Here is a 12,769-nt window from a genome sequence, read left to right as displayed (position 1 = left end):
TTTTGACTAGTTCTAAAACATCGCTATAGCAGGCAAGAAAAAATTGTGTTACACTGTAGCACAGCATAAAATAAAGGAGGAAATGCACTATGCATACATTTCAAAAAAAAGACAAGACAGTATTAACAATGAATCCGTTTGATAAGATCGGCAAGCAATGGATGCTGATCACATCCGGAGATGAGGATAAGGCCAATACAATGACAGCCTCATGGGGTGGTGTTGGCGTACTGTGGGGAAGTGATGTGGTTTATATTTTTGTTCGTCAGTCACGTTATACCAAAGAATTCATTGACAAAACAGGACACTTTTCTATCAGCTTTTTGGGAGAAGAATACCGCAAGGCATTACAGCATTTGGGAACGGTATCCGGCAGAGATGGGGATAAGATCAGCGAAGCCGGTGTTTCTGTTGCTTATGAGAATGGGATACCATATATTGATGAAGCGGAACTGGTGCTTACCTGTACAGCACTTTCTGCAACAGATATTACTATGGATCAGATGTTGGATGCAGAAATTGAGCCAAAATGGTATGCGGATGGCGATCTTCATACGATGTATGTTGGGAAGATTGAAGAGATATTAGTCCGTTAAGATTGAACGTGATAATTTATATACAGAATGCCATATATTTGCCTTGTATATATAGTATTTAATAATTACCGGAAGTAAAAACAATAAGCCGCCTTACCGATCATGATCCGGTTGTCATTTGCAGAAGTTTAGGGCTTAAAATTACTGGTCAGGAATGGCTCTGAATTGTTGACAAATGAAAAGTCGCGTGCTAGTATTGTTTCTGGTGGCAGGTCCATGATCTGCCGGCAAATTTTATCTTTTATTTTAATGTGAGGAGGACACGTTATGAGATTCACAAAAGTAACAAAGAGAGTATTATCGCTCTCCATGGCAGCAGCAGTAGCAGCAACAACAGTAGCAGTACCGGTTGTATCACAGAAGGCAGATGCAGCAAGCAAGTATTCCGCATATCTTTGCTTCGCATCAAAGAGTTACAATGGTGTTGCAGCTAACCATAATGATGCAAACCGTGCTAAGGGCGTATTTAATGGTGCAAAGGGCAATAAGAAGATTGCCGGTATCAAGGTTAAGAATGCTACATTCAAGAAAGGTAAATTCAAATTTACTGTATCTGTATCCGGTAAGAAATTAAAGAAGTTTGCTAAGGATAAGGGCTGGAATTCAATCTATGTTGATACATCTCTTGCAGGAGCTAAGAAGAAAAAACTTTCTGTTTCTAAGGTTACATTGAAGATGGATGGAAAGACAGTTAAGACAATTAAGAAACCTGCACTTACTCCGGATCCGGGCAAGAAGGATAAGTTCACTCAGATCATGGTTGTAAATACTTGGAACTCTAATGCTAATAAGAAATGTGCAGCAACAAGCATCAAGAAAATGCCTAAGAAGAGCATGACAGTTACTGTAACAGGTAAGCTTAAATAATTCTTATCATTAGGAAATATGAGGCGGTCGATTGATGATCTATCATGGTACGTCTGTAAATGAATGTATGAGAGAACCGGTACCTATTCGTACCGGTTCTTTTCTAAGCAATGAGAAAATATGGGGGACATATGGAAGACTACGGAAAGTTTTTGGAGATGGTCAATGAGATCAAAAATATTGCAGTAACACAGGGTGGGAAATTAACCAAAGAAGAAATTTTGAGTTATTTGGGAGATATGCAGCTTTCCGAGGAACAGTTGCAGGCATTGTACCAGTATCTTGGAGCACATGCTATAGAAATTGAGAATTATGAATATAAGCCGGATAAAGACATGCTTCGCGCTATGACAGAGAATGAGCCTGTAGAACAGCAGGAGGAAGTAATTTCCGGAGAAGATAAAGAAGATCGTTCCGAGAGAAATCGCAGACTCTACCGTGAGGAATTGGATGCTTGGAATGATCACAATGATACAGTTACAGAAGCGGAGATTGTTCGCTTTTTGCAGGGAGAACGTGCGTTACGTGACCGCATTATCGAGAGCAGACTGCACCGGGTGACGGAGATGACGAAAGAGTACCGCAAAAGAGAGGCACCGGTGGAAGAATTGATCGCAGAGGGCAATCTCGGATTGTTAGAAGGAATGCTTGTGATCGAGGAGAATACAGAACGCTATCTGTTGGGAAATGGCAAAGCAGATCTTGCTGCATTTTGGGGGACGTTAGAGTTAGAGGCAAAGTTGGCAATGGAGCGCTATATTGATGAAGAATTGCATAATAAAGATCAGGAAAGTGCGATGCTTGCCAAGACAAATCTTCTGCATGAGGCAACCAAATATCTTGCCGAGGAAAATGGTAAGATCCCGACGGTGCAGGAATTATCCTCATATACGCATATTTTGGAAGAGGAGATACTTCAGATCATGGGATTGTCGGAAGACACTAAGAGAGTGGTTGCGATGCCGGAACCACAGCCGGAACAAATGGATGCAGAGAGTGGTGACGCGATCATTAATAATGATATCGGCCGGATTCTTCGTGGCAGAGGAAGAAATCAGTGAAAGAAATTGTAAAACCGTTAATGCAGTGGTATGCAAAACATGCAAGAACACTGCCATGGCGAAGTGACCCAACACCCTATCATGTATGGTTGTCAGAGATTATGCTGCAGCAGACGAGAGTGGAGGCTGTGATAGGGTATTATGATCGATTCCTTGAGGAATTGCCGGATGTGCAGAGCCTTGCTGCCGTCTCGGAAGAACGTTTGCTTAAATTGTGGGAAGGACTAGGCTACTATAATCGAGCCAGAAATCTCCAAAAAGCTGCGGTGCAGATATGTGAACAGTATCAGGGAAAGTTTCCGGAAAGTTATGAGGAATGGCTTGCGTTGCCGGGAATTGGTGCATATACAGCAGGAGCTGTCACATCGATAGCTTTCGGTAAAAAGGAGGCAGCGGTGGATGGCAATGTGTACCGCATCTACACCAGATTGTATGCGGATGATACAGAGATCAGCAAAACAGCATTTCAACGGAATGTACGGGAAACCATCAAAGAGGCATTGCCGGAGGGGGCAGGACGATTCAATCAGGCATTAATGGATCTCGGTGCTTTGATCTGTATTCCGAATGGGGAGCCGCATTGTTCTATGTGTCCGGTAGCGGAGTTTTGCAAGGCGAGAAAGCAGGGGACGATGCAATGTTATCCGGTGAAGAAGACCAAGAAAGAACGTAAACTCGAACAACGCACGATTTTTGTGATTGAGTATCAGGGGAAATATATGATCCGTAAACGGCCGGAGAAAGGGCTTCTTGCAGGAATGTGGGAATTACCCGGACAGGAACAGCACATGTCCTTAGAAGAGATTCGGGATTGGACATCAGAGTGGGATCTGAGCGGCGACATTCAACTGTTAGGCAGGGCAAAGCATATTTTTAGTCATGTAGAATGGCACATGCTGGGGTATGGGATCCATTTGCGGGAGATCCCGGATCAGCTTCAAGCGGAGGGGATTTTTTGCGATGTGCAGACGTTGCGGGAACAGTACAGTATCCCAACGGCATTTGCCTATTATCTGCAGTCTCTTTGACATAATAAGCAATATGTGGATTGATAAGCAATTTTCGATATGGGAAGTTTTAGTAAAGTGTTTTCTCAGGAGAAATATGTGCCCCTGTACGCAAATCTGTACACTACAAGAGTAGTGCTTAGAAAAAAGAGAAGTTCCACAATATTTAGTGATTTCTGGGAAATAATCACAATATATTGTGGACTTTTTTGCGCTCTGGTGCTATAATACACAGTGTTGCGCTTACGAAATAACGGTGTCATTTGTGCGGGATAAGCGTTTGCTGACCCGAAATTATAATAGTGGCTTAGAAAATGAAAAAATGGAGGAGAAGGATGAAGGTTACAAAACGAGATGGGCGAGTTGTGGACTATGATAGAAATAAGATCATAGTTGCGATCCAAAAGGCAAATGCAGAGGTTGACCGATACGAACAGGTATCTGAGGAAAAAATTGATGCAATCGTTGCCGGAATTGAAAATAAGCATGTGGATAATCTGCAGGTGGAAGATATTCAGGACATGATCGAGCAGAAGCTTATGAGTGAACATAAATATGCACTTGCCAAGAAGTATATTATTTATCGTTATACACGTGAAATGGTCCGTCGTGCGAATACGACAGATGATTCTATTATGAGTCTGATCCAAAACAGCAACAAAGATGTTATGGAAGAGAACTCTAACAAAAACGCTTATATTGCCTCAACCCAGCGTGATCTGATCGCCGGAGAGGTGTCGAAGGATCTGACCAAGAGAGTATTGCTTCCGGAGAAGATTGTGAAAGCCCATGAAGATGGTGTATTGCATTTTCATGATATGGACTATTATCTGCAAAGCATTTTTAACTGTTGCCTGATTAATATTGGTGATATGTTTGAACATGGAACGGTGATGAATGGCAAGCTGATCGAGAGTCCGAAGAGCTTTCAGGTGGCTTGTACGGTCATGACGCAGATCATTTCTGCTGTTGCGAGCAGCCAATATGGCGGACAATCTGTTGATGTGCGTCATTTGGGTAAATATTTGCGTATGACGCGTGAAAAGTATGAGAGACATTACGAGGAAAAATATGGAGATAAAGTGCCTGCAGAGGTGCGTAAGGCGTTTGCAGATGATCGAATTGCAGATGAGTTAAGATCCGGTGTGCAGACGATACAATATCAGATCAATACACTGATGACAACGAATGGTCAGTCGCCGTTTGTAACATTGTTTTTGAATTTGGACAAGGATGATCCATACATTGAAGAAAATGCGATGATCATTGAGGAAATCCTGAATCAGCGTATCGAGGGAATCAAAAATGAGAAAGGTGTCTATGTGACACCGGCATTTCCAAAGCTGATCTATGTATTGGATGAGCATAACTGCCTGCGGGGCGGCAAATATGATTATTTGACACGCTTGGCAGTGAAATGTTCTGCAAAGCGTATGTACCCGGATTATATTTCAGCAAAAAAAATGCGTGAAAATTATGAGGGTAATGTTTTTTCCTGCATGGGCTGCCGCAGCTTTTTAACACCTTGGAAAGATGAGAATGGAAATTATAAATTTGAGGGAAGATTTAATCAGGGTGTTGTCAGCTTGAATCTTCCACAGATTGGTATTTTAGCTGAGGGTGATGAAGAAAAATTCTGGTCACTCTTAGAGGAACGTTTGGCACTTTGCTTTGAGGCACTGATGTGTCGTCACCATGCACTGGAGGGGACTTTGTCAAATGTAAGTCCGATCCACTGGCAGTATGGTGCAATCGCAAGATTAAAGCCGGGTGAGACAATCGATAAACTGCTTCATAATGGCTATTCTACGATTTCATTGGGATATATTGGTTTATATGAAGTGACAAAACTTATGACAGGTGTCAGCCACACAGATCCGAAAGGAACGGATTTCGCATTGCGTCTGATGAAACGTTTGCGTTTGGCTTGCGATACTTGGAAGTTAGAAACCGGTATCGGTTTTGGACTGTATGGAACACCGGCAGAAAGTTTGTGTTATCGTTTTGCTGAGATTGATAAGAAACGTTTTGGTGTGATCGCGGATGTTACAGATAAGGGTTATTATACCAATTCTTATCATGTGGATGTGCGCGAGAAAATTGATGCCTTTGAGAAATTTACTTTTGAAAGTCAATTCCAAAATATTTCTTCCGGTGGTGCGATCTCTTATGTGGAGATTCCAAATATGCGGCATAATCTGGAGGCATTGGAAGATGTGGTTCGCTTTATCTATGATAACATTCAGTATGCGGAGTTCAATACGAAGTCGGATTACTGTCATGTGTGTGGATTTGATGGTGAGATCATCATTAACGATGATCTGGAGTGGGAATGCCCTCAGTGTCACAATAAGGACCGCAACCGTATGAATGTCACAAGAAGAACCTGTGGGTATTTAGGTGAGAACTTTTGGAATGTTGGTAAGACGAAAGAGATCAACGCCCGTGTGCTTCATTTATAAAAGCAGCGGTCAGAAATGTATATTGGTGATCGCAATATAGATAAGTGTTGATCGTCAGAAATATATATGAAAGACACAGCGACATTCTATAACAGTAGAAAGGTATAGAATCATGAATTATGCAGACATTAAGCATTGTGATGTGGCGAATGGACCGGGAGTCCGTGTCTCACTGTTTGTGAGCGGATGTACACATCATTGCAAAGAATGTTTTAATCCGGAGACATGGGATTTTGATTATGGAAAACCTTTTACCGATGAAACGATAAAGCAGATCTTAAAATATTTGGCTCCGGAGTATATTAAGGGGTTGACGCTTTTGGGCGGCGAGCCGATGGAAAAGAGCAATCAGGAGGGATTACTTCCGTTAGTGCGTGCAGTACGACAGACGTATCCGGACAAAACAATATGGTGTTTTACCGGATATGACTTTGAAAAAGATATTTTAGGATATATGATGGAGGAGTGGGAGACGACCAAAGAACTGATATCCTATTTTGATGTGATGGTCGATGGTGAATTTCAGATCGAGCATAAGGATCTGGGACTTGCCTTTAAGGGATCATCTAACCAGCGTACTATTATGGTACAAGAATCACTACAAAAGGGAAGATTGTGCATATGGCAGCCGCAATAAATGATATCGGAATCATAAAAGGGATGTGCCTGCCGGCAAACGACATCGCAAATGATACAAAATGCTCAAAAATAATCGAAAAAGACGAAAAATACCAGTAAAATTTGAGAATATATAAAAATATCCTTGAAATTTATAGGTAAATTGAGTACAATAGGGGTTGGAATGCGGGTAACCGTGTTTCAGGTAACCTATGGTAGCTTGCCATGTGGACAAGTGTATGTGCAATGTTGCACGTTACAGACACACATGACAAAATATAATAAAATTTTAGGAGGAATTTTAACATGGCAGTTAAAGTTGCAATCAATGGTTTTGGACGTATCGGACGTCTTGCATTCAGACAGATGTTTGGTGCAGAAGGTTATGAAGTAGTAGCAATCAACGATTTGACAAGCCCTAAGATGCTTGCTCATCTGTTGAAGTATGATTCTTCTCAGGGTAAATATGAGAAGGCTGATACTGTATCCGCTGGTGAGGATTCTATCACAGTTGATGGTAAAGAGATTAAGATTTATGCTGAGGCTGATGCTACAAATTGCCCATGGGGTGATCTTGGCGTTGACGTAGTACTTGAGTGTACAGGTTTCTACACATCTAAAGAGAAAGCTTCTGCTCATATCAAGGCAGGTGCTCGTAAGGTTGTTATCTCTGCACCAGCAGGAAATGATCTTCCTACAATCGTATATAATGTAAACCATGATACATTAAAGGCAGAGGATACTGTAATTTCTGCAGCATCTTGTACAACAAACTGTCTTGCACCTATGGCTGATGCATTAAATAAATATGCTGCAATCCAGTCTGGTATCATGTGCACAATCCATGCATACACAGGTGATCAGATGACACTTGATGGTCCTCAGAGAAAGGGTGACCTCAGAAGATCTCGTGCAGCTGCAGTTAATATTGTTCCTAACAGCACTGGTGCTGCAAAGGCTATTGGTCTTGTAATCCCAGAGTTGAACGGTAAGCTCATTGGTTCTGCACAGCGTGTACCAACCCCTACAGGTTCTACAACAATCCTTACAGCAGTTGTTAAGGGTTCTGATGTAACAGTTGAGGGTATCAACGCAGCAATGAAGGCAGCTCAGACTGAGTCTTTCGGTTATAACGAGGATGAGATCGTATCTTCCGATATCGTTGGAATGAGATATGGTTCTTTATTCGATGCTACTCAGACAATGGTTAGCAAAGTTGCTGATGATTTATACGAGGTACAGGTTGTATCTTGGTATGACAATGAGAATTCTTACACATCTCAGATGGTAAGAACAATCAAATACTTCTCAGAGTTAGCATAATTACTCAAAGTAGTAAGAGATTGTTATTACATTGTCTGCAATGGACAATGTACGGATATGATCCATATACGGGTCCGGTCTTTTGGGACCGGATCCGTTTTTTTCTTTTAGAAAACGAGCGTTTCTATAAAGAAAGATCGCCCCATAAGGATGCGTATTATAGAAAACAGATGATAGTTGCGTGCACGAATCATCGTCTGTTAAGAAATGGTCTGTGCACAGAAATGAGGTTAATATGTTAAATAAAAAATCCGTTGATGATATCAATGTAAAAGGCAAAAAAGTATTAGTTCGCTGCGATTTTAACGTACCATTGGATGCTGACTTAAATATCACAGATGAGAACCGTCTTGTTGCAGCACTTCCTACCATCAAAAAACTGATCGCTGATGGCGGAAAGGTAATCCTTTGCTCCCACCTTGGTAAGCCAAAGGGAGAGCCAAAGCCAGAGCTTTCTTTGGCACCGGTTGCTAAGAGATTGACAGAGCTTCTTGGACAGGAAGTTAAATTTGCAGCAGATGCTAACGTTGTTGGTGAGAATGCAAAGGCTGCAGTAGCTGCTATGAACGATGGTGATGTTATCCTTCTTGAGAATACTCGTTATCGTGCAGAAGAGACCAAGAACGGAGAGGCATTCTCCAAAGAACTTGCTTCTCTTGCTGATGTATTTGTTAACGATGCATTCGGTACAGCTCATAGAGCACACTGCTCTAACGTAGGTGTTACAGAGTTCGTAAAGGGTGACTGCGTAGTAGGTTACCTGATGCAGAAAGAGATTGATTTCCTTGGAAATGCAGTTAACAATCCGGAGAGACCATTCGTAGCAATCCTTGGTGGTGCTAAGGTTTCTTCTAAGATCTCTGTTATTGAGAACCTGTTAGATAAGGTTGACACACTGATCATCGGCGGTGGTATGGCATATACATTCATGGCTGCTCACGGTGAGGAAGTTGGTAAATCTCTTCTTGAGGAAGACTATGAAGAGTATGCATTGAAGATGGAGAAGAAGGCAGAGGAGAAAGGTGTTAAGCTTTTGATCCCTGTTGATACAGTAGTAGCTGATGATTTCTCTAACGATGCAAACTTCAAGGTAGTAGGTCGTGGCGAGATCCCAGCTGACATGGAGGGTCTTGATGTAGGACCTAAGACAGCAGAGCTTTTCGCAGATGCTATAAAGGGTGCTAAGACAGTTGTATGGAACGGACCTATGGGATGTTTCGAGATGCCTAACTTTGCAAAGGGCACAATCGCAGTAGCACAGGCAATGGCTGACTTAGAGGGTGCAACCACAATTATCGGTGGTGGTGACTCTGCAGCTGCATGCAACCAGTTAGGTTTCGGCGACAAGATGACACACATCTCTACAGGTGGTGGAGCATCTCTCGAGTTCTTAGAGGGTAAAGATCTTCCTGGTGTTGTTGCAGCAGACGATAAATAATAATAACTATTAGAGGGGATAGTCCTGCACTTGGTCAAAAGTGCAGGACGTCTCTTATTATTTGTTATAAGAAATGAGGGAAGTGTATGAAGAAAATTATTACCAGGGGCATTGCTGTATGCGTGGCATTGTCCATGGCATTTACAGGTGCATCTTTTGCGCCTGCAAAGGTAGAAGCAGCATCGTTAGCGTCTTCTGCTAAGGGAAGTGAGACGATGATCACGCTCGACAAGTGGTACAAGACCTCTTTGCCGCGTAGCAGTGAGTCTTTCTATTATTTTTCTTTAGCAAAGAAGACTAAAGTTCGTCTGAAGGCAGCCTATAATGCAGGATATTTTGAGATCTTAAATCAAAATTACAAGCTGGTGTATGCCGGCACATCGGATGAAAAGATGAATGGACCGCAAGACTGGACATTAACGAAAGATATTACTCTTAGTAATGGTACATACTATCTGCATTTGTATACGAAAGACCAGTATTCCGGAGATAAGATGAAGTTTATCTTATCGGATCGCACTGCGCCGGTGAAGCCTAAGGTAACGAAGGTGACAAAGCGCAAAGTCGTAAATGGAAAGACAACGGCGGGAAGTACGGTTTATGTTAAATATCGAAAGAAGATATATTCCAAAAAGACAAATGCAAAAGGAAACTTTACGATTAAGACTAAGAAGATGAAAAAGGGAACCCGTATTACGGTATGGGCGAAGTCTAAGAATGGGATTAAGAGTAAAGTGACAAAGTATAAAGTAAAGTAAATGGGGATTTCTTTATGGATCGTAAAGATGGCACCCATAAGTAAATTGTTGTAGAAAGGAAATAGGATCATGGCAAGAAAGAGAATTATTGCAGGTAACTGGAAAATGAACAAAACTCCTAGTGAGGCAGTTGCTTTAGTAAACGAGTTAAAAGATTTAGTTAAGAATGATGCAGTAGATGTTGTATATTGCGTACCGGCAATCGACATTGTACCGGTTGTAGAGGCTGTTAAGGGCACAAACGTAGCAGTTGGTGCTGAGAATATGTATTTCGAAGAGAGCGGCGCATACACGGGCGAAATCTCTGCAGCAATGTTAGTAGATGCTGGTGTTAAGTATGTGATCATTGGACATTCTGAGCGTCGTGATTACTTCAAAGAGGACGATGTTCTTTTGAATAAGAAAGTAAAGAAGGCATTTGAAGCTGGTTTGACACCGATCCTTTGCTGTGGTGAGTCTTTAGAGCAGCGCGAGATGGGCGTAACAATGGACTGGATCCGTCTTCAGATCAAGTCTGATCTTGCCGGAATCACAGCAGATCAGGTGAAGAGCATGGTAATCGCTTATGAGCCAATCTGGGCGATCGGAACTGGTAAGACAGCTACTTCTGATCAGGCACAGGAAGTTTGCAAGGGCATCCGTGACTGTATCGCTGAGATCTATGATGAAGCTACTGCAGAGGCAGTTCGCATTCAGTATGGTGGATCTATGAACGCCGGCAACGCGGCAGAGCTGCTTGCAAAACCAGACATCGATGGTGGTTTGATCGGTGGCGCATCATTGAAAGCTGAGTTCGGTCAGGTTGTTAATGCGTAATGCGATTTTGGCACTATATTTGTAGATGCGTAATACAACTATGGAATAGCGCTATCTTTGCAAATGCATAATAAGTATGTAACCGTAATATATGGTTGAAATTTATATTAGCAATTCTTAAAAGAAGTTGCTGCATCCACGAGTAAACTCGTGGAGCAGCAACTTTTTTGCTACAACAAAAACATTGCATTCGGTAAGGTCAGCCAAAACAATCTTTGCCAATAGATAACTCAAACTTCCCACACTTCAAATTCGCCACAACCACATTTTGCTTATTATGTCAATGACTATATTGTATTTTGCAGCCACTAAAAAGTGGTTTCTGCCATCCGAGAACTATAGTAATTGCCTTGCCGCATTTTGTTTTTATCGTGATTTCTAAATTTTGTTGTCTCTGATGTATGATTTACATGCCTTACGGAGAACTCGAAGTCCCGGAAGCAAGGTATTCATCATTTTTGAAAGGGACTTTGCGCTCGTCGTTACTTATGTCTCGTATTTTAGAGACATTAAGTAACGTAACGTAGCGCATTGTAGCGAAAGCGTCCCGTCCAAAAATGGATGATACCTTGCTAAACCGGGACGTCTCAAACACTCCTTTAGGCATGTATTCATCAGAGACTTAACAAAATAAGAAATCACGTAAAAAACATTGCGTTCTGCGGCAATTATCTTAGTTCTCGGATGGCAGAACAATTTAGTTTGTTGGCTGCAAAATATTCTATTTATTACCGACATAATAAGCAAAATGTGGTTGGAAATTACTTCCGGTATGGGAAGTTTGAGTAAATAATTCATATATTCGGACAGGCCGCATATATTGGAGAGTAAGAAAGGTGATAGGAGGCAGGATGAATTGGTGGAGGATAGAAAACAGGAAATCATGCGCATTTTACCGGGAGAGATTCGGCAAAAGGTACAATCTCTTTCCATTGACTGGGAGGGGCTGCAGGAAATACGTTTGCGTGTCGGTAAACCGGTTATTTTGCGGTATCGGCAAAAAGAATATTTCTTGGCACGGCGTGGCGGCATGGTTCATGAAGCGAGACAAGCGGTGTGTGTGGAACGGGAGCAATTGAAGGAATCCATGGAATATATGAGTAATTATTCTCGTTATGCATACGAACAAGAGATCAAGCAGGGCTTTTTGACAATCCGCGGTGGACATCGCGTAGGACTGGCGGGCAGGATCATACAAGATCAGCAGCACATCAAAGGGATGCAATACATATCCTGTCTGAATATCCGTCTGGCACATGAAGTGATAGGCTGTGCTGATCGTATTTTTCCGTATTTGCAGGGAGGAGATAGTATTCACAATACATTGATCCTGTCTCCGCCGTGTGGTGGTAAAACAACGTTATTGCGGGATATTATCCGTATTTTATCCTCGGGCATAACGAAAGGGGTACGAGGAGAACACTTTGAGGGAGTGACTGTTGGTGTTGTCGATGAACGTTCGGAAATTGGATCGTGTTATCATGGTGTACCACAAAATGATCTTGGTTGTAGGACGGATATTTTGGATGGATGCCCCAAAGTAGAGGGAATGATATTGCTGGTTAGGTCGATGGCTCCACAGGTTATTGCCGTGGACGAAATTGGCTCGATGGAAGATGTGGATGCGATGGAATATGCCGCTAATAGCGGAGTGAAGCTGCTGGCAACGGTACATGGAGCGAGTATGGACGAGATAAAGCGTAAACCGGGAATTGAGCGTTTGATCAAACACCGGTTCTTTGAGCGCTATGTATTGTTAGGGGATGGCATCGGTAATGTGAAAGCGATTTTCGATGACAGAGGTTCTACGATAATGTGACCAC

General features: G+C 42.2%; 11 protein-coding genes. All 11 read left to right on the top strand.

The annotated features are described in order from the left end of the window. Positions 1–89 precede the first annotated feature (89 nt). The 11 genes from ACSAJE_RS05565 (at position 90) to spoIIIAA (ending at position 12,765) form a co-directional block, all read left to right on the top strand. Positions 90–596, top strand: coding sequence for a flavin reductase family protein (locus ACSAJE_RS05565; RefSeq protein WP_022024544.1), 507 nt, complete (start codon positions 90–92; stop codon positions 594–596). 267 nt (positions 597–863) lie between these two features. Then, positions 864–1,463 (top strand): hypothetical protein, encoded by a 600-nt coding sequence (locus tag ACSAJE_RS05560; protein WP_118689810.1) that lies wholly within the window; start codon positions 864–866, stop codon positions 1,461–1,463. Positions 1,464–1,594: 131 nt separating this feature from the next. Next, positions 1,595–2,524, top strand: a complete 930-nt coding sequence (locus ACSAJE_RS05555; protein ID WP_458009924.1) for a hypothetical protein — start codon at positions 1,595–1,597, stop codon at positions 2,522–2,524. Next, positions 2,521–3,552 carry an A/G-specific adenine glycosylase gene (mutY, locus tag ACSAJE_RS05550; protein WP_243103957.1) on the top strand — a complete coding sequence of 344 codons (1,032 nt, stop codon included), beginning with the start codon at positions 2,521–2,523 and terminating at the stop codon, positions 3,550–3,552. The genes ACSAJE_RS05555 and mutY overlap by 4 nt, the downstream gene beginning before the upstream one ends. Before the next feature lie 314 nt (positions 3,553–3,866). Continuing rightward, positions 3,867–5,993 carry an anaerobic ribonucleoside-triphosphate reductase gene (gene nrdD / locus ACSAJE_RS05545; protein WP_118689808.1) on the top strand — a complete coding sequence of 709 codons (2,127 nt, stop codon included), beginning with the start codon at positions 3,867–3,869 and terminating at the stop codon, positions 5,991–5,993. 112 nt (positions 5,994–6,105) lie between these two features. Next, complete coding sequence (gene nrdG / locus ACSAJE_RS05540; RefSeq protein ID WP_118689807.1) at positions 6,106–6,630, top strand: anaerobic ribonucleoside-triphosphate reductase activating protein; 525 nt, start codon at positions 6,106–6,108, stop codon at positions 6,628–6,630. Between the two features lie 287 nt (positions 6,631–6,917). Next, positions 6,918–7,934, top strand: a complete 1,017-nt coding sequence (gene gap / locus ACSAJE_RS05535) for a type I glyceraldehyde-3-phosphate dehydrogenase (protein ID WP_118689806.1) — start codon at positions 6,918–6,920, stop codon at positions 7,932–7,934. Positions 7,935–8,169: 235 nt separating this feature from the next. Continuing rightward, on the top strand, positions 8,170–9,372 hold the full coding sequence (locus ACSAJE_RS05530; RefSeq protein ID WP_118689805.1) for a phosphoglycerate kinase: 1,203 nt from the start codon (positions 8,170–8,172) through the stop codon (positions 9,370–9,372). An 86-nt stretch (positions 9,373–9,458) separates the two neighbouring features. After that, on the top strand, positions 9,459–10,130 hold the full coding sequence (locus ACSAJE_RS05525) for an Ig-like domain-containing protein (RefSeq protein ID WP_458009923.1): 672 nt from the start codon (positions 9,459–9,461) through the stop codon (positions 10,128–10,130). 69 nt (positions 10,131–10,199) lie between these two features. Further along, positions 10,200–10,946 carry a triose-phosphate isomerase gene (gene tpiA / locus ACSAJE_RS05520; RefSeq protein WP_118507919.1) on the top strand — a complete coding sequence of 249 codons (747 nt, stop codon included), beginning with the start codon at positions 10,200–10,202 and terminating at the stop codon, positions 10,944–10,946. Between the two features lie 859 nt (positions 10,947–11,805). Beyond that, complete coding sequence (gene spoIIIAA / locus ACSAJE_RS05515; protein ID WP_458009922.1) at positions 11,806–12,765, top strand: stage III sporulation protein AA; 960 nt, start codon at positions 11,806–11,808, stop codon at positions 12,763–12,765. Positions 12,766–12,769: the final 4 nt, after the last annotated feature.

The organism is Jutongia sp. SJQ-6, from assembly GCF_054161275.1.
This window is presented reverse-complemented; position numbering and strand designations above follow the sequence as displayed.

What these genes read in the sequence shown, in the direction of transcription:
- ACSAJE_RS05565 (WP_022024544.1), top strand. Translation starts at nt 90, where the DNA reads ATGCATACATTTCAAAAAAAAGACAAGACAGTATTAACAATGAATCCG.
- ACSAJE_RS05525 (WP_458009923.1), top strand. Translation starts at nt 9,459, where the DNA reads ATGAAGAAAATTATTACCAGGGGCATTGCTGTATGCGTGGCATTGTCC.
- nrdD (WP_118689808.1), top strand. Translation starts at nt 3,867, where the DNA reads ATGAAGGTTACAAAACGAGATGGGCGAGTTGTGGACTATGATAGAAAT.
- nrdG (WP_118689807.1), top strand. Translation starts at nt 6,106, where the DNA reads ATGAATTATGCAGACATTAAGCATTGTGATGTGGCGAATGGACCGGGA.
- gap (WP_118689806.1), top strand. Translation starts at nt 6,918, where the DNA reads ATGGCAGTTAAAGTTGCAATCAATGGTTTTGGACGTATCGGACGTCTT.
- ACSAJE_RS05560 (WP_118689810.1), top strand. Translation starts at nt 864, where the DNA reads ATGAGATTCACAAAAGTAACAAAGAGAGTATTATCGCTCTCCATGGCA.
- ACSAJE_RS05555 (WP_458009924.1), top strand. Translation starts at nt 1,595, where the DNA reads ATGGAAGACTACGGAAAGTTTTTGGAGATGGTCAATGAGATCAAAAAT.
- tpiA (WP_118507919.1), top strand. Translation starts at nt 10,200, where the DNA reads ATGGCAAGAAAGAGAATTATTGCAGGTAACTGGAAAATGAACAAAACT.
- ACSAJE_RS05530 (WP_118689805.1), top strand. Translation starts at nt 8,170, where the DNA reads ATGTTAAATAAAAAATCCGTTGATGATATCAATGTAAAAGGCAAAAAA.